Annotated in this window: 13 protein-coding genes and 1 pseudogene; 10 read left to right on the top strand and 4 right to left on the bottom strand. The window is 49.2% G+C overall.

The window, feature by feature from the left end:
* Positions 1-189 precede the first annotated feature (189 nt).
* Entirely contained in the window at positions 190-2,022 is a 1,833-nt protein-coding gene (gene typA / locus CLV36_RS12755) for a translational GTPase TypA (protein WP_106342897.1), read from the bottom strand.
* 193 nt (positions 2,023-2,215) lie between these two features.
* Positions 2,216-2,760: pseudogene (locus CLV36_RS17700) on the bottom strand (kinase).
* 235 nt (positions 2,761-2,995) lie between these two features.
* On the opposite strand from CLV36_RS17700, the gene CLV36_RS12745 reads away from it, so the two are divergent.
* The 10 genes from CLV36_RS12745 to CLV36_RS12690 all read left to right on the top strand — a co-directional run bounded on the left by CLV36_RS12745 (position 2,996) and on the right by CLV36_RS12690 (position 14,891).
* Positions 2,996-4,780, top strand: coding sequence for an ABC transporter transmembrane domain-containing protein (locus tag CLV36_RS12745; RefSeq protein ID WP_106342896.1), 1,785 nt, complete (start codon positions 2,996-2,998; stop codon positions 4,778-4,780).
* On the top strand, positions 4,749-6,494 hold the full coding sequence (locus CLV36_RS12740; protein WP_102992097.1) for an ABC transporter ATP-binding protein: 1,746 nt from the start codon (positions 4,749-4,751) through the stop codon (positions 6,492-6,494). Before CLV36_RS12745 ends, CLV36_RS12740 begins: the two co-directional genes overlap by 32 nt.
* 824 nt (positions 6,495-7,318) lie before the next feature.
* Positions 7,319-8,647 carry an anti-phage deoxyguanosine triphosphatase gene (locus CLV36_RS12730; protein ID WP_106342895.1) on the top strand — a complete coding sequence of 443 codons (1,329 nt, stop codon included), beginning with the start codon at positions 7,319-7,321 and terminating at the stop codon, positions 8,645-8,647.
* Between the two features lie 240 nt (positions 8,648-8,887).
* Positions 8,888-9,682 carry a transporter substrate-binding domain-containing protein gene (locus tag CLV36_RS12725; RefSeq protein ID WP_223248064.1) on the top strand — a complete coding sequence of 265 codons (795 nt, stop codon included), beginning with the start codon at positions 8,888-8,890 and terminating at the stop codon, positions 9,680-9,682.
* Between the two features lie 273 nt (positions 9,683-9,955).
* Positions 9,956-11,494 carry a glucose-6-phosphate dehydrogenase gene (gene zwf, locus CLV36_RS12715; RefSeq protein WP_342748022.1) on the top strand — a complete coding sequence of 513 codons (1,539 nt, stop codon included), beginning with the start codon at positions 9,956-9,958 and terminating at the stop codon, positions 11,492-11,494.
* A gap of 20 nt (positions 11,495-11,514) precedes the next feature.
* Positions 11,515-12,144: a cyclase family protein gene (locus CLV36_RS12710; RefSeq protein WP_102992101.1), complete on the top strand. Its 630-nt coding sequence runs from the start codon at positions 11,515-11,517 to the stop codon at positions 12,142-12,144.
* A 132-nt stretch (positions 12,145-12,276) separates the two neighbouring features.
* Entirely contained in the window at positions 12,277-12,966 is a 690-nt protein-coding gene (locus CLV36_RS12705) for an amino acid ABC transporter permease (RefSeq protein WP_022736119.1), read from the top strand.
* Positions 12,967-12,982: 16 nt separating this feature from the next.
* Entirely contained in the window at positions 12,983-13,729 is a 747-nt protein-coding gene (locus tag CLV36_RS12700) for an amino acid ABC transporter ATP-binding protein (protein ID WP_106342894.1), read from the top strand.
* A 182-nt stretch (positions 13,730-13,911) separates the two neighbouring features.
* Positions 13,912-14,448 carry a DUF6932 family protein gene (locus tag CLV36_RS12695; RefSeq protein WP_106342893.1) on the top strand — a complete coding sequence of 179 codons (537 nt, stop codon included), beginning with the start codon at positions 13,912-13,914 and terminating at the stop codon, positions 14,446-14,448.
* A gap of 5 nt (positions 14,449-14,453) precedes the next feature.
* Entirely contained in the window at positions 14,454-14,891 is a 438-nt protein-coding gene (locus CLV36_RS12690) for a helix-turn-helix domain-containing protein (RefSeq protein WP_102992104.1), read from the top strand.
* A gap of 92 nt (positions 14,892-14,983) precedes the next feature.
* Here the strand turns inward: CLV36_RS12690 and CLV36_RS12685 are convergent, their stop codons facing one another.
* Both CLV36_RS12685 and CLV36_RS12680 read right to left on the bottom strand, forming a co-directional pair.
* Positions 14,984-15,796, bottom strand: a complete 813-nt coding sequence (locus CLV36_RS12685; protein WP_181353024.1) for a YqhG family protein — start codon at positions 15,794-15,796, stop codon at positions 14,984-14,986.
* Positions 15,777-17,501 (bottom strand): DEAD/DEAH box helicase, encoded by a 1,725-nt coding sequence (locus CLV36_RS12680; RefSeq protein WP_106342891.1) that lies wholly within the window; start codon positions 17,499-17,501, stop codon positions 15,777-15,779. The genes CLV36_RS12685 and CLV36_RS12680 overlap by 20 nt, the downstream gene beginning before the upstream one ends.
* Between the last annotated feature and the right edge of the window lie 122 nt (positions 17,502-17,623).

Here is a 17,623-nt window from a genome sequence, read left to right as displayed (position 1 = left end):
TGGCTATGCTGCTTTCGAGAGCAGGTAAGGGAGGTGGTTTTAAGTTTATATGGGTTGATATTCATCCATTAATTGTTTATATCCCTTTTATATACAAAAACCCTGCGATCAACAAAGTTGATTCGCAGGGTTTGTCAACATTCTCAGGTGGGTTAAGTATAAACTTAACCCACCTTTTTTATTGCGCTGTTATTCTGCTTCATATTTTTTCTGCTTTTGATGGCGTGCCCGTTCGTTTCTGGCGAGGTATTTTTTCCGCAGGCGGAAGGTTTTGGGCGTGATCTCAAGCAGTTCGTCCTCTTTCATGATCTCCAGGGCATCATCGATGCTAAGTTGACGGGGCGTGTCGAGACGCAGGGCTTCTTCCGCGGTAGCGCGGCGAATACTGGTGAGATGTTTCTTTTTGCAGACGTTTACTTCCAAGTCGTTTTCGCGGATGTGCTGACCGACGACCATCCCTTCATACACTTCTGTTCCGGGTGTGATGTATAGCTGGCCCCGCTCTTGCGCCGAGTGGAGCGCATAGGTGGTAGCTGTGCCCGATTCCCATGCGATTAGGGAGCCGAAATCATGCGTCTCTATTTCACCCGCATAAGGTTCGTATCCGGCAAACAAGGTGTTCATCAACGCTTCTCCACGTGTCGCCGTCAAAAGCTGGAGGCGGAAACCCAACAAGCCGCGAGATGGCGCTTTGTAGACAAACTGGATGTTGCCGCTGTCTAACACCGTCATGTCCAGCAATTGCCCTTTGCGTTTGCCCAAGAGCTCAACGACCGCACCTTGTTGCTCGTTGCTCACTTCGATTTCCACTTGTTCATAAGGCTCGTATTTCTTTCCGTCGATCACCTTAATGATTACTTCCGGCTTGCTCACCTGGAATTCATATCCCTCGCGGCGCATGTTTTCGATCAGGATGCTCAGATGCAATTCCCCGCGGCCAGACACCATGAAATGATCAGCTGAATCAGTGTCTTCTACACGCAAAGCCACATCTTTTTCCGCTTCGTTGTAGAGGCGTTCACGGATTTTGCGGGAAGTGAGGTATGTCCCGTCTTGACCGGCGAATGGGCTGGTGTTGATGCCGATCATCATGCGCAACGTGGGCTCTTCCACTGTGATGGGCGGCAGTGGATCGGGATGATTGATATCGCACAAGGTGTCGCCGATCCCCACTTTGCCAAGACCAGTGAGGGCGATGATGTCTCCGGCGAAAGCTTCTTCTACTTCTACCCGGGCTAGCCCTTGATGGGTGAACACTTGGCCTAGTTTCACCTGCTTGGTTTCGCCGGTGGCCGTCATCAGCAACAAAGGTTGATTGCGCCGAATGGAACCTCGATTTAAGCGACCGATCACGATTTGCCCTTTGTATTCGTCAAAACCGAGCAAGGTGGCCTGCATTTGCGTCGGCCCTTGGCGATCCACGGTGGGGGCGGGGAGGTATTCCAAGATGGTTTCGAAGAGCGGTTCCATCGTGGGGGTTAGTTCGTTTGGAGCATAACCAGACGAGCCGGTTAATCCGCTCGCGTAAATGATAGGAAATTCACATTGTTCTTCGCTGGCACCCATGTCGACGAACAAATCGAAAGTGGTGTTGACCACTTCATCCGGGCGCGCATGAGGCCGGTCGATCTTGTTGACGACTACGATGGCTTTGTGCCCGCGTTCCAGTGCTTTTTTCAGAACAAACTTCGTCTGCGGCATGGGGCCTTCCACCGCATCGACCAACAACAGCACACCGTCTACCATATTCATCACCCGCTCCACTTCACCGCCAAAATCGGCGTGTCCGGGTGTGTCGACGATGTTGATGTTAAATCCTTTATATTGGATCGCGGTATTTTTCGAAAGAATGGTGATGCCGCGCTCACGTTCCAAGTCATTCGAGTCCATCACGCGTTCTTCCACATGCTGGTTTTCACGGAAGATGCGGCTTTGTTTCAGCATGGCATCCACCAAAGTGGTTTTGCCGTGGTCTACGTGTGCGATGATAGCAATGTTGCGAATGTTATTCTCTTTGCTCATGTTATGGTGAGGAGCCACGCGGGCCCCTACCCTCCTTTTCGTTTCGGATTCCCAATCGGAATCGTACCATAAATAAGGGAATCTACGCTAGAGGGAGAGGAGGCTTTTCGTAGCGCAAAATGCAGGCTTACCAATGAGACGATGATGGAATGGATTAAGCACGTGGATCAAGGAAGGGCTAAACCATGTTAAATTAACTCTTTAGAACGAAATTAGCTTGTTTTTTGGGGTCTTCATTTTCTAGATAATAGTCTTCTGCTTTCCAATATATCTTTCTGAATTTTTCGTCGTTTTGTTGAGTGGAATTAGATTCGCGCAGAAATCTCGTGTTTCTTGGACAATCCAAGTAAACTACAAAATCAAAGAAACTCCTCCACTCTCTCCGCTGAAGAAAGACGCCCTCAATTATGATTATACAAGTGTCTGGGAGTGTAACGTTTTGTATGGTATCTAATTCACCATCATAGAACGGAAGAGTAATTTGATTTGATTCACGTAGTTTCATAAAGAAATTTTCTTTAAGCATTTGATGTCCCATTGTAAATAATAGTATTCGATCCATTCATTGTTCCCAGTATGGTAACGTTTTTTACGTTCAACAATGAAGTCATCTATGTGAAATACACAAACATTAATGCGTTTTTCGTGTAATATCACTTTGAGTTTTTTTACGAGGGTAGTTTTCCCAGAACGACTTAGGCCATCAATTCCGAGGATAAAGCATGTTGATTTGTCTATGTTTGGTTAAGTCACTTTGAAAAGGGGGGAACCGGGTTTTAACGTGGAAGCGGCTTTGTTTTGATAAGCCAGGAAGCTTGAGATGACTGATAGTCAGGTCGTTAATTAAACTTTTTTATTAAAAAAGTTTTAAAAAGTATTTACATTGGCAATTTGGTAAGGTAAGATTGTGATTACCGAAATATTTGGCTTGCAAAGTATTTGGGGGATTGTACAGAGAACGGGGGTGGAGTCAATGATGATGTTTCGTCAACTTTGGTGGTTTTTCAAGATGGAGAAAAAGAGTTACCTGATCGGGATCAGCACACTGATGCTGTTGTCCCTGACGCACCTCGTAACCCCTTACACCGTGCGCGTGGTGGTGGATGCCATTACCGCCGATGCTTTAACCTGGCGTCTGCTGGTTTTTTGGACGGTAGTTAACGTGCTTGTCGCCCTATGCAAATATGGGCTGGGTTATACTTGGCGCGTGATGCTGTTTGGCGCTGGCTACCGCATGGGAAGGTTGTTGCGAGATCGCTTGTACCAACAATTCACCCGCATGTCCCCGCGATTTTATCATCAGCGGCGTACTGGGGATATGATGGCCCATGCGACCAACGACATTCAAGCAGTGGTCGTCACTGCCGGGGAAGGTGTGCTGACCTTGGCTGACTCCTTCGTGTCCGGTATGGTTGTCATCGTAGCGATGTTTGTGTTCATCGATTGGCAATTGGCCCTGATTTCACTGCTTCCCATGCCGTTGATCGCCGTGGCTACGCAACAGTACGGCAAGTTGCTTCATCAACGATTCCACTTGGCGCAAGAAGCTTTTTCACGCATCAATGACAAGGTGCAAGAAAATATCGCTGGAGTCCGGGTGGTCAAAGCCTTTGGCCAAGAAGAAGCCGAAAAACAGGAATTCAAGCGGCGGTTGGATGATGTGGTGGAGAAAAACCTGGCAGTAGCGCGGGTGGATGCCCTGTTTGACCCGACGATTGTGATGGCTGTGGGTTTGTCGATGCTATTGGCGGTGGTATTCGGTTCGATCAGTGTAGCGGACGGGCGGTTGACAATCGGCCAATTGCTCCAATTCACGCTATATCTAGGTCAGCTGGTGTGGCCGATGTTAGCTTACGGAATCCTCATCAATATTGTCGAACGGGGGCGCGCTTCCTATGAACGAATCCAATCGCTATTGAACATCAAGCCCGATATTGAAGAGCGCCCCAATGCGATTGATGAGCAACCCGTGGGGGACATTCAGTTCAACGTGGAGTCGTTCACTTATCCCGATGCTGAGAGTGCGGCGCTGACCCAAATTCGCGTATGTGTGAAGCGGGGAGGGACGCTGGGGATCGTCGGAAAGACGGGCAGCGGCAAAAGCACGTTATTGCGCTTGATGTTGCGTGAGTTTGATGTGACCCAGGGAGAGATCCGCATCGGCAATCATCCTATCACAGATTACACCTTGTCGGCGTTAAGGGGAGCGATCGGTTATGTGCCCCAAGACCACGTATTGTTTTCGGCCACTGTCGCACAAAACATCGCGTTCGGGAACCCGAAGGCGACAAGAGAACAAATTGAAGCTGCGGCCAAAATCGCTTGCGTCCACGAAGACATTCTTCAATTTGCAGAAGGTTATGACACCGTCATCGGCGAAAGGGGCGTTACCGTCTCAGGTGGGCAGAAACAACGGCTGTCGATTGCCCGCGCCTTGCTATTAAATCCGGAGATTTTGATTTTGGATGATGTCCTGTCCGCGGTCGATGCCAAGACCGAGCATGCCATTTTGCAAGCATTGCGCCAAAATCGGGTTGGTAAGACGACGTTGATTTCCGCGCACCGCTTGAGCGCCGTGGAACATGCAGATACCATCATCGTGTTGGATGAGGGGTGGATCATTCAACAAGGAACCCACGAAGAGCTGATGCAGCAAGACGGATGGTACCGTCACATGTTTTTACAGCAACAATTGGAGTCACAGGTATTGAAAGGGGGGGAAGAAGGTGGTACCGAAACGTCTGCTCCACTATCTTAAACCGTATCAAACGCGCTTTTGGGTTGCTTTTGCCGCGCTAGTGGCCGCCACCGGCGCAGAAGTGGCAGTACCGTTGTTGGTCAGCTACTATTTGAATCATTATCTGGTTCCCAATCAGCCGCTCGATATAACGATACTGCTGGTGTTTGCGGCAATGATCTTGCTCTTACAAGTGATCACAGCGGTTTTGCTTTATTATCAGTCGCTTTCATTTCAAACCGTCGCGCAGTGGATCGTGCGCCAGCTACGCGAAGATGTGTTCGGCAAGGTGCAGCATCTGGGTCTCTCGTTTTTTGACCGCATCCCCGACGGATCGCTGGTGTCGCGTATCACTAATGACACGGAAGCAGTAAAAGAGCTGTTCATTTACGTCCTTTCTTCCTTTTTGCAAAATTTCATGATGGTTGCAGGCGTGTTCATCGCTATGTTCATCCTCGATTGGAAGCTTGCATTGTGGGCCACGCTCTTTTTGCCGATTGTGCTCGGTCTGATGCAGGGGTATCGCTATCTGAGCTCCAAAGTGTACCGGTTTTTGCGGAGCCAGCTAAGCCAGATGAATGCCAAGATCAATGAATCCATCAACGGAATGAGCATGATTCAAGCGTTGAGGCAGGAAGCGCGGTTGCGTGCGGAATTCGGCCAGTTAAACGAAGATTACTACCAGGCACAGATGAAAAATATCCGGCTGTACGGGTTGATGTTGCGCCCAGCGACCCAAGTATTGAGCGTGTTGGCAGTTGTCTTGGTACTGAACTATTTTGGCTCCCTCTCGTTTTCCCAATCGATTCAAGTAGGGGTAGTGTACGGTTTCATTGACTTGTTTAGCCGTTTATTCGAACCGATCACCCAGATCATGATGCGGTTGAATCAATTGCAACAATCCGTAGTATCGGCGGATCGGGTGTTTGAATTGCTGGATCAAACGGAGTACGCACCCACCAAGGAAGGGGATGACCATCCCGTGATCACCGAAGGGCGGATCGAATTTGACCAGGTTACGTTTTCCTATGATGGGAAGACCGACGTGCTCAAAAACATCTCATTTGTCGCCGACCCGGGGCAGACGGTGGCGTTGGTCGGGCACACGGGCAGCGGCAAAAGCTCCATCATCAATCTGTTGATGCGTTTTTATCGGGTTAGCCAGGGCGAGATCCGCATCGACGGTCAGCCGTTAAACCATTTTGATGAGGAGGAACTGCGGTCGAAGCTGGGGTTGGTGTTGCAAGACCCGTTTTTATTCGTCGGCGACGTGAATAGCAACATCCGGTTGCATAACGAAATGATCACGGATGAAGAGGTGAAAGCGGCGGCATCGTTTGTGCAAGCAGACTCGTTTATCGAAAAATTGCCGCAACAGTACAAAGAGCCTGTAGTGGAACGGGGAGCTACTTTTTCCAGCGGCCAGCGCCAATTGATTTCTTTTGCACGAACCATGGCGTTCCAACCGAAAATCTTGGTTCTCGATGAAGCAACTGCCAGTGTTGACACCGAAACGGAAGAGGCGATTCAGACCGCTTTGGCAAAGATGCGCAAAGGGCGGACTACAATTGCTATTGCTCACCGCCTGTCAACGATTCAAGACGCCGATCTTATTTTGGTGTTGCATCGCGGGGAGATTGTCGAACGCGGCACCCATCAGGAATTGTTGGCTAAAGAAGGGTTGTACCATAAAATGTACCTGTTGCAAGCACACGGTACTGTGGAGACGGTTTGAGTGGGACCCTGTATCCCACCGAGCGGAATGCTTGGGTTGGAAACTGACCCGGCCCAGGCGAGTCCCGCCTCGGTTTATTCGTCTAACATCCTTAAAAGAACACGTCGATTTTCTCCGACCATGTTCTAATAAATGAAATCGAGGACCTTCACAACGCCAAACACGTGCGAAAATGGTGGTCTTCATTTTGTGCTGGGAACGGATGCTCGCTGAAGAATAACAAATTAGCCATGGGGAGCCGGTTGCAATTTATCGCGTTTTAAGTATGATAATTCTATATATTTTGCCATTGAGAAAGGGGTGGAACATCTTGGGAGAATTGCAAGAAATATTGATTTATGGGTTTTGTTCATTGATGACATTAGGAGTTTGTTGCATTGCGCTCCTGATGCATCGGAAGCTGATAGATTAAGGACGTGACCAACCTCAGCACATCGCTTTTCGATTGCTGGGGCTGATGGTTTCATATGCGGTGTTGCTCAAGGAAGTTTTCTTGAATGAAATGTTTTTTTACGCAATCATACGGTAATATAGTTAAAAAAGGATGGGCTGGCGATTTGAGGCGCAATAAAACGGAAGCAAGGATGAGCCCGATCCATGTGTCTGGCGGTTCCAAAGCCGTTTTCCCATTGGCTTCACTTGTGACCGGGAGCTCATCGGAAAATGGTTTTTCCGCCGTATTATCTGTCAACTAGACACATCCCAGGCCTGCTTCCGAAAAGGTTTTGGGCCATCGTCGGCGGTTTGCCTGTCGGACGGGCTTGCATCCGACGCATCGGTTTATCGCCCAGTCGGTTGCGGAACAGCAGAGGAGGTCAAGTGTATTGATCATTTATCGCGCTCGTGAAAATCATTTGTATTATCCATCGGACATGGAACGGAGGAAGCCGTCTTCTTCACGCCACCTCTCAGATGCCCGTGATTCGTTTGAAAAAGATTTTGGGCGGATTGTGCACAGTGCCGCATTTCGGCGCTTGCAGTCTAAAACGCAAGTGATCGGCAGTGTGGCTGGCGATTTTCACCGCACTAGGCTGACCCATTCGATGGAAGCGGCACAGATCGCGCGAGGAATCGTGATCCATCTCAATGCCCATCACCCGTTGTTCAATCAAGAGAACGCCCTGGATGTGTCGTTGATCGAAGCGGCCGCATTGGCGCATGACTTGGGACATCCCCCTTTCGGACATCGGGGGGAAGAAGCCTTGCATGAATGCATGCGAGATTATGGCGGATTTGAAGGGAACGCCCATACATTCCGTATTCTCACCCGGCTGGAGGGAGAAGAGGAATTCGGCCTGAATCTGACTAGAGCGTTGTTGCTGGCAGTCATGAAATATCCCATTGTGTTGGATGAAGCGGTCAATGAAGATCAGTACCGCGCAACGGGCAAAATCTTACCCCCAAAGGCGAGCGTCTTTGCCTGTGACCGGCAGGTGTTTGCATGGGTGTGCTCTTCATTCACCAAAGAAGAGACCCGTCACTTTCTAGCTACGACGGATCATCCGGATCGGCATCGGCAGACCAAGCATAAAACGTTGGAGTGCTCTATCATTGAATTGGCGGACGATATCGCCTATGGAACACATGACGCCGAAGATGCCGTCCATCTGGGTTTCATCCAGTTGGAGCAATTGAAGGAGTGCATCCGCCCCTTCGCCCGTTCCGAAGAATACCAAGAGTTGCGTGAAGCCTGGAATGTGTTGAACCCGTTGCATCAAGGGCATAATCATTTGCGGTACAAATTGAAAAAGGTGATTACGGCATTGATTTCCACCTTCATCACCCACATTCAGGTGGAGTTGAATGAAGGATCTTTTCACTCGCCTCGTTTAAAATACCGCGTGTATCTTCCGCCCGAGTTGCAGACGCTTTTGGAGCAGTTGAAACAATTGGTTTCAGACAGGGTAATTGATGCACAGCGGGTACAAACGATCTCATGGAAAGGGGCCTATGTCATTAAGCAGTTGTTCCAAGCGTTCATGAATGAAGAACGCCTGCTTACGGAACATGACCGCTACCAATTCCGCCTGGCTTCTACCGATGAACAACGTGCCCGGATTGTATGTGACTATATTGCAGGTATGACCGATTCATTTGCGTTGCGCATGTATGACCGGCTGTACGGGCAATCCCGCAGCTTTTTTGATATATAGGCTTGGTTGGGCTTTCGGAAGAAAGTCCTCCCTGGCCCATTTTATTGAAAAATCTGTATAATAAGAAATTTTGTTTTACCTTTGGTTTAGTAAATGGATTTGTCAGAAGCAGAGTTATTTTGTTTTAACAGGCAAAAATAGTAATTGACAACAAGATTATGGTATGAGTAAGATCAATCTTAGAAAATCGTTAATGCATACCTACTAACTTGGTATTATACCGATAGGAGAGTTGGTAAGATGAAAAAGATGCAACGCATGTTCGCTACCATCTTGTCGGCCGCGCTGTTCGGCGTGTTGGCCACGGGATGCAGCGTGCAAACACAAGAAAAAGACCTGCTGAGCCAGATCAAAGAGCGCGGAACCATTCGCATCGGGACTGAGGGGACTTATAAGCCGTTCACTTTTCATGATGAGAAAAGCGGAAAACTGACCGGATATGATGTTGAAGTGGCCGAAGAAGTAAGCAAGCGAATCGGTGTTAAAGCGGAGTTTGTAGAAACACCGTGGGAAGGGATGCTCACCAGCTTGAAAACGGGCAAAGTCGACATGGTGGCCAATCAGGTGGGCGTCAAGCCGGATCGCCTAAAGGTCTTTGATTTTTCCAAGCCATACACGGTGTCTTTCTCCCAAATCGTTGTCCATCAGGACAATCAGGATATTAAAAGCATCGAAGATGTAAAAGGGAAAAAAGCGGGACAAACACCGACAAGCAATTATGGACAAATGGCGCGTGACGCCGGTGCCAATCTCATTGCCTATGAAGACATGATGGGCGCGATGAAAGACGTGGCCGCAAAACGGGTTGACTTGAGCATCAATGACCGTTTGGCGGTGGCCGAAATGCTCAAGTCTGTGAATATGCCTTTGAAAACGATCGACGTAAAGGCTGATCGTTCAGAAAGCGCGTTTCCGGTGCCCAAAGGGAACAAGGCCTTGGTGGATGAAATCAACAAAGCGTTGGATAGCATGCGCCAAGATGGTACGTTGGCTAAAATTTCCCAAAAATGGTTTGGGCAAGATATCACGAAGTAATGGGATCGTCGCTGGTAGCAAGGACTCTTCCTTTATCAGAGGAAGAGTTTTTTCATACATTGAAGGCGCTGGGAGTCGCCAAATATGGAGGGCATGGAAAAAAATTCTGCCGAAAATCTTGCGCATTTCTTCATCTTGAAGCAAAATAGGGTTGTTTTGAAGTTATTTCATTTAGAGCGTATTTACTTATCCTACCGAATGATCATAGGTGCTCAAACACATATTAAGCGCAAAGACGTGTTCGAGCTATGTTATCCAAAGGAGTGAAACCATGTGTCCCACCATGCCCGAGTGAGTGAACCGTTTTCCATGGTCATTTTTGGTGCGACTGGGGATTTGGCCAAGCGGAAATTGTTTCCTGCCCTCTTCAGTCTTTATATGAATAAGTTACTACCTCCGGCTTTCCGAATCATCGGTGTCGGACGCAGACCGCGAACCCATGAACAATTTAGGGAAGCTGTCCGCAAATCAGTCGATGAATTCTCTCGCATCAAGGTGGCTGATGAGGCATCATGGCAACAATTCATTAAAAACTTCACTTATACGGTTGCCGATGTGACAAATCCGGCGGATTACGAGGGAATCAAATCATTGATTGAAGGATTTGAAACAGAGCATGGGGTGAAGCCTTGCCGCTTGTTCTACCTGGCGGTGGCCCCGGATCTGTTCGCCACGGTTTCCCACAATCTGAAAGCGATCGGCCTTGGCGATACACGTGGAGTCAAGCGTTTGATCATCGAAAAGCCAATCGGCAATGACTTCCTTTCTGCCAAAGAGATTGATGAACAGATCAAACAGACGTTTACAGAAAAAGAAATCTATCGGATCGACCATTATCTTGGTAAGGAAATGGTGCAAAACATCAATGTGATCCGTTTTGCCAACAGCATTTTTGAACCACTGTGGAACCACCATCACATCGCATGCGTCCAAATTACCGCCAGCGAAACGGTGGGTGTGGAGGAGCGCGCCGCTTATTACGACCGTGCAGGCGCTTTGAGGGATATGGTGCAAAACCATATGCTACAAATGCTGATGATGGTATGCATGGAACCGCCAAGCCGCTTGAAAACGGAAGCGATCCACGATGAGAAGATCAAAGTATTGCGTTCGTTGCGCCCGTACACAGAAGAGGAAGCCGGTGCATATGTGGTGCGCGGGCAGTATCAAGCGGGTATCTTGAACGGCAAGGCCGTCCCGGCATACCGCGATGAGAAAAATGTGGATTCGGCTTCCGAAACGGAAACCTTCGTGGCGGCCAAGCTGTATGTGGACAACCTGCGCTGGGCGGGAGTTCCTTTTTATATCCGCACCGGCAAGCGGATGGGCGCGAAGGCGACTGAGATTGTGATACAATTCAAAGAGATGCCTAAGAACTTGTATTTCAATAAGAATAACGATCTGGGCCCCAACTTGCTTGTCATCACCATCAATCCAGATGAAGGCATCCATATGGTGTTGAATGCGAAGAAGCCCGGCTCTGACAATCAGATTATGCCGATTGCGATGGAGTTCTGTAACAATTGTGAGCAAGGCACACCGGAAGCATATGAGTCGTTGATCCATGACGCGATCGTCGGTGACCAAACTTTTTTCACACATTGGGAAGAAGTGGCCTTGGCCTGGGAGTTCATCGATCCGATCCGTCGGGCGTGGGACCGGAACCTACACAAACTCGACTTTTATGAAAGCGGCACTTGGGGGCCGGCGTCTGCCCATGCATTGCTAGCGGAAGAAGGGCACCACTGGTGGCCGGTGACCAAGGAACGGCAGCACCGCGTTGTTAGAGCGACGGAAATGATTACTACATAGAGGCAGGGAGAGAACAAACCATGAAAATGTATGATGTGTCCATGACGATTACGGAAGGGATGCAAGTATACAAAAATAAAGAGTCCAAGCAACCCCGCATCTCGGTTGTACAGGACTTTGACACTGCGCCTTGCCGCGAATCGCGGGTCGATATGGATGTACATTGCGGAACCCATGTTGATTCGCCATTGCACATGTTGCCTGATGGTGGCACGATGGAGAGCATTCCGCTGGAACGGTTGGTGGGCCCCTGCCAAGTGCTTGACCTGACTGACGTCACAGGGGGGATCACCCGCGCCGATCTGGAAAAGTTCGACATTCGCCAGGGTGGGTTTTACCTGCTCAAAACCAAAAACTCTTTCCAGGAAGCATTTGACTTTGATTTTGTCTTTCTGGCTGAAGACGGCGCCGAATATCTCGCTAGTAAGGGGATTAGCGGGGTAGGGATCGATGCGTTGGGTATCGAACGCGCGCAAGCTGGCCATCCCACGCATAAGACTCTCTTCCGTGCAGATGTCATTATCATGGAAGGACTGCGTCTAAAAGAAGTGCCAGAAGGTGAGTATTTCATGGTGGCAGCGCCTATCAAATTGCTCACCACGGAAGCTGCGCCGGCGCGTGTTATCTTGTTTGAGGGAGTAACGGTTTGATTTTAGCTGAGAGCGACTTCTATTGGTGAATAGAAGTCGTTCTTTTGTTTGACAATAATAAATCCGAGATATATGATAGAAATTATTAACTATGAAATGGTAAGCGGTTGGAATCAATTTGGGGTGGGATGAATGGAGATATTGCGAGCAATACGATGGGAAAGTTTGTTTGATGTCGAATTGGCTATCAAAGCGGCGCCACAACTGTTGATTGGACTAATGGATACGATTTGGATTAGCTTGTTGACGATGGCGATTGGGCTCGTCTTGGGATTGTTGACCGCGATGGCGCGAATGTCGAGCAATCCGCTGTTCCGTTATCCAGCGCGGGCTTATATTTCGCTCATCCGTGGTACGCCGCTCTTGGTGCAGATTTTCATCTTGTATTTCGGCTTGCCGGTGATCGGGATCACCTTGACGCCGCTCTTGGCCGGGATCATCGGTTTGTCGCTCAATGTAGGGGCGTACTCGTCTGAAACGATCCGCGGTTCCATTCTTTCCATTCCGAAAGGACAATGGGAAGCGGCAGCGTCACTCAACATGACGTATTGGCAGACGATGCGGCGTGTGATCATCCCGCAGGCGACCAGAGTTGCCCTGCCCTCTCTGGCCAACACGTTCATGAGTTTGGTCAAAGACACGTCCCTGTTGGCGATGATCACGGTGCAAGAGATGTTTTATCAAGCGAAAGTGATCGGTGCGCGGGAATGGGATTACATGACGGTCTTCATTATGATCGCGTTGTTTTATTGGGTGGTGTGCACATTGTTAAGTTTTGCCCAAGATAAGCTGGAAGAACGTTATGGGCGCTATGCTTCGTAGGAAGGGGGAAGGACGGATGATTCGGGTCAAAGGATTGCAAAAGGCGTTTAAGCAAAATCAAGTGCTCAAGGGCATTGATTTGGAAGTGGCGCCGGGAGAAGTGATCTGTGTGATCGGGCCGAGCGGGTCCGGTAAATCCACTTTCCTGCGCTGTTTAAATATGTTGGAACGCCCCGATGCCGGGGAGATTGAATTGGACGGAGATGTGTTGCAATTCACCGGAAAAGATGTGCCCATGAAGCAAATGCGGAAGTTGCGGGCCAAAACGGGGATGGTGTTCCAAAGCTTTAACCTCTTTCCCCACATGACCGCACTGGAAAACGTAATGGAAGGGCCGCTGGTGGTCAAAGGGCAGCCCAAAGAGCAAGTAAAGCGGTCAGCGGAAGCTTTGCTGGCGAAGGTAGGCTTGTCGAACAAAAAAGATTTGTTTCCGGGTCAATTGTCCGGCGGCCAACAACAACGGGTGGCGATTGCCCGCGCTTTGGCCATGGAACCAAGCGTACTCTTATTTGATGAACCGACATCCGCTCTAGATCCAGAGCTGGTCGGGGAAGTGTTGAAAACGATGCAGGAATTGGCCCAAGAAGGTCAAACCATGGTGATTGTCACCCATGAGATGGCTTTTGCGCGCGATGTAGCCGACCGCATTGTGTTCATGGATGAAGGGGTCGTGGTTGAGTCGGGCCCGCCTGAGCAGGTGTTTGCGCATCCCGCCGAAGAGCGCACCCGGCGTTTTCTAAGCAAGTTTCTCGTCAAACAATGATTAGAAGAAGCAACGGACCGTTCGCCAAGTGGCGAGCGGTTTTTTTGCGCTTTGCGGCCGATAGCAAGCGGTGATCACGGTTTCCTCTTTTTCGTCGTTTATGTTAACATATGTGTTAAGGGTGATTGTAAAGTTTGGCTATGCAGTTGAATAGGATAAAATACAGGAGGAAATCCTGACTGATGAGATTTAATGAATACGGCTTATTGGAACCAGGCGATTATCCACTTACCTTTGAGCAATTGAGAGAATCGATCCTTGTCAAAGGGGAAGGAAATTCCCTGCTTCCTTGGAATGGATACTGGCGAAGCCGTTTGGTCGAAAATCTGGAGATCTGTGTGAAGCAGCTGTGGGCCTGTGGGGTGGAGGAAATTTATATCGACGGTTCTTTCTGTACAGATAAATATCAGCCTAACGATATTGATGGCTACTTTATCCCCCCTGATCCCAAGGCGGTGTTCAACGGGAAGTTGATTGAACAATTGAACCGCCTTGATCCCCACAAATGCTGGGGATGGGATCGCAATCGCTTTGATGCATACGGCAATCTGCAATTGGAGATGTGGCACCGCTACCGGGTGGAATTGTACCCTCACTGCAAGGGAGTGTACTCCGGGGTTAAAAACGGCCAAGGGCAGAACATGAAATTTGATGAGTTTTTTCGCCGGGACCGCGATTTTGACATGGTCAAGGGGATCGTGAAGTTGATGAAAGGATGATAGCGATGATTAAGACGGAGCAGGAGTATAAGCGTTGCATGACGCAAGTTGCGCAACAGGAACAGCTCTTGGCGGAGCAAAGGGCCGAACTGGAAAAAATGGGGTTGACGAAAGAGCAAATCGAACGAGGATTGGCGCCGGCGCGGTTCTTTGGAGAGCGGTTAAAGCGGGAAATCCATGAGTATGAAAGCTATAAGTCTGGTCAGTTCGATATGCGCTGTACATTGGACAATATCGGCCGCCAATTGATCGCCTTTCGCATCTACAAAGGGATATCACAGGCGGAACTGGCCAAGCGGCTGGGCGTTTCCCCGCCACAAGTGTCCCGCGATGAGCGCAATGAGTACGGTGGCGCTAGCATGGAGAAAATCAAACAAGTGTTGAAGGCGTTGGAGATGGAAGTGTGGATTGTGCCGAGTGAATTGGAACAGGTGTCGGGTTGACGGCCCCACGAATGGTTATAATGGGTTTAATGTCAGCTAGGACAAGAGAAGGGCAAGTGGCACGTGGGGCAAGCGTGTCGCTTTTTTTGTGTTCAAGAAAATGTTTGGGCTTCGGCGTAAAACAATCCGGCGTTGATGCAATGCAGCTCGGCGCGGGGGGCGTATTGCCACACGATTTCCTCGCGGCGCTGTTTTTTGTCTCGCTCCGCTTCTTCAGATAACGAGTCTGGATAGAACGAATCCAATTGGGCCAATTCCGCTTCGCACCGCTCTTGCGCCTGCTCGGCCCAGCTCAGGTCTTCGTTTTGAATCTGTTCATGGACAACATACTCCAATTCACCGACCGCTTCATTCAGAGAAAGCCGCGGCGGCAATAGATGGCGGTGGGCGGGTAGTTTGCTTTGCCACTGGAAGGACTGGGCTTGCTGGTAAAAGTCAGGGGTGATTTCCCCACTGATCAGATTGATGCCCAACGACAGCAAGCGGTCTTTTTTTTGGTCGCAGATGTAGGAAAGTTTGTAATTGACCCCCAACCACGGGGTATACGCCTTGGATTGGGAGGCGAAAGCTTCTTTGCCTTTGGGCACTTGATACAAACGGGCAAAACGTCCGTGTTTTTGGGCGGAGCGTAATATTTGCGAAAATCGGGGCGCGCCGAAAAAGAGGGCTTCTCCTTTCAACCCTGGCGGTTGGTTTGCTGGATCAAACACTAGGTTAAGTGTGACGGGTTGCGGTTCGATGTTCATCTTTTCTACATACATCCAATAAAACGGGCGGTTTAGCAAATCTTTGTCCGCCTGAATCGAGAGCCGGGTGGTGATATGCGCCGGCCCAGATTCGATGATATGGCATCCTTGCAATCGAAGATATCGTTCGGTAAACGACCTAATTTGTTGTTGGTTCATAGCGCAACAATTCCTCTTTCGCTTCGTTTTCGACGGCGACGGCATGGCGCACCTGATGGAATGTGTCACCCCAGCGATCCAGGTGTTGCCGAATTTGTGCTTCATCGTGCGTTTCCAGCATGATGCGCATGAGATTGTGCTCCAATGATTCGTCTTCCATCTTCTCCAAAATGGTTTCCAGCTCGCCGATGACTGTTTCAAACAATTGAATTTTCTCTTGTAGCAACCAAATAATATGTTCTTCGATGGTGTTGAGGGTGGAAAAGTTGTAGATGGAGACATCATGCTGCTGACCCAACCGGTGAATGCGCCCGATCCGCTGTTCGACGCGCATGGGATTCCAAGGCATGTCAAAATTGATCATGTGGTGGCAGAATTGAAGATTAATCCCTTCCCCGCCAGCCTCTGTTGCGACCATCACCTGGGCTCGTTTTTGGAAAAGCTCCATCATCCAATCTTTTTTGTTCCGATTGAAACCGCCGCGAAAGGGCACCGCTGGAATCCCCGCTTGGGTCAGCTCGCGCAACAACATGTCTTGGGTTGCCCGGAATTCGGTGAAGAGAATCACTTTTTCGGGCGACAATTCCTTGATGAGGCGAAGCGCTTGCTCCACTTTGGAAGATGAGCGAACATTGCGCAACAACCGGATCAAATGAGCCACTTCGGGCGAAACTTCTTCTTTTTGTTCTTCTCCTTTTTTGACCAATTTGAATAACGTGTGGAATACTGCATCACGGCTGGAACAAACCTCTTTCTGCAACACCAAGAGCGACAGCATGCTTTTCAGATCGGTGCCCTCCCGGTATTTGGAACGCACGAATTGGGTGATGCCGTCGTATAGGGCCCGTTCTTCCGGCGACAGCTCAATGGTGATCGTTTTCACCTTCCGCTTTGTCAGATGTAATTGACTGTCACGACGCCGGTTGCGGATCAAAACCCGGCTGATTTCCTCCCGTAATTGGGCTTCGTTTTTCGCTTTTCGCTTGCCCGCTACATAATCGCTTTGAAAATCGGTCTGTTTTCCGAGTTGTCCCGGCTTCAGCAAGGTGACCAGATTATACAATTCGGCCATTTCATTCTGTACTGGTGTCGCCGTGAGCAGTAGACAGTATTTTTTTCGCAATTCATTGATGAACTGCCAGTTTTTTGTACGTCTGTTTTTCAGCTTATGGGCTTCGTCGACGATGACGATGTCATAATGTTTGCTGAGGACGCACGAACGGTGCGGGTCTCGTTTGGCAGTATCCAAGGAAGCGACGATAAAATCGTATTGATCCCACATCCACCCCTTTTTTTGGGCTACCGCCGGAATTTGAAATTTTTGATTCAGTTCGCGTGTCCACTGTAGCACCAGCGAAGAGGGGACGAGGATCAGCGCGCGCTTTACCAAGCCGCGGATGATGTACTCTTTCAGAATTAAGCCCGCTTCGATTGTTTTGCCCAGGCCGACTTCGTCAGCCAGGATGGCCCGGCCGCGCATCTCATTGATGACGCGTTTGGTTACATCAATTTGATGCGGAAGTGGATCAAACCCTTGAATTTGTTTCAAACTTTGGATAGATTCAAACGTAGGGACAATTTCTGCTTCGGCTGCTTCGACAGCGAGCTGAAAGCGTTCCCAATCAGCCCAGTCGCTGTCACGGTCGACTTTTGTTTGAAATTCGTCCACCCAAGTACGATCCATGCGAATTGGGAGAGATTTCATTGGTAAATCTACCCACCTTTCTTCGGCCATGAGTTCCCATTACAGTATGGGTTAAAATGAGGAAAATCATGTGTCTGGAGAAAAAACGAACTTTTTTGGTCAAAGGTATCGAAATTCATCGG

The sequence above is a fragment of the Laceyella sediminis genome (assembly GCF_003003125.1).
Classification (GTDB): domain Bacteria; phylum Bacillota; class Bacilli; order Thermoactinomycetales; family Thermoactinomycetaceae; genus Laceyella; species Laceyella tengchongensis.
The sequence above is the reverse complement of the archived record's forward strand: the minus strand, read 5'-3'. Positions and strand labels throughout refer to the sequence as shown.

What these genes read in the sequence shown, in the direction of transcription:
- typA (WP_106342897.1), bottom strand. Translation starts at nt 2,022, where the DNA reads ATGAGCAAAGAGAATAACATTCGCAACATTGCTATCATCGCACACGTA.
- CLV36_RS12745 (WP_106342896.1), top strand. Translation starts at nt 2,996, where the DNA reads ATGATGATGTTTCGTCAACTTTGGTGGTTTTTCAAGATGGAGAAAAAG.
- CLV36_RS12725 (WP_223248064.1), top strand. Translation starts at nt 8,888, where the DNA reads ATGAAAAAGATGCAACGCATGTTCGCTACCATCTTGTCGGCCGCGCTG.
- CLV36_RS12710 (WP_102992101.1), top strand. Translation starts at nt 11,515, where the DNA reads ATGAAAATGTATGATGTGTCCATGACGATTACGGAAGGGATGCAAGTA.
- CLV36_RS12705 (WP_022736119.1), top strand. Translation starts at nt 12,277, where the DNA reads ATGGAGATATTGCGAGCAATACGATGGGAAAGTTTGTTTGATGTCGAA.
- CLV36_RS12700 (WP_106342894.1), top strand. Translation starts at nt 12,983, where the DNA reads ATGATTCGGGTCAAAGGATTGCAAAAGGCGTTTAAGCAAAATCAAGTG.
- CLV36_RS12695 (WP_106342893.1), top strand. Translation starts at nt 13,912, where the DNA reads ATGAGATTTAATGAATACGGCTTATTGGAACCAGGCGATTATCCACTT.
- CLV36_RS12690 (WP_102992104.1), top strand. Translation starts at nt 14,454, where the DNA reads ATGATTAAGACGGAGCAGGAGTATAAGCGTTGCATGACGCAAGTTGCG.
- CLV36_RS12685 (WP_181353024.1), bottom strand. Translation starts at nt 15,796, where the DNA reads ATGAACCAACAACAAATTAGGTCGTTTACCGAACGATATCTTCGATTG.
- CLV36_RS12680 (WP_106342891.1), bottom strand. Translation starts at nt 17,501, where the DNA reads ATGAAATCTCTCCCAATTCGCATGGATCGTACTTGGGTGGACGAATTT.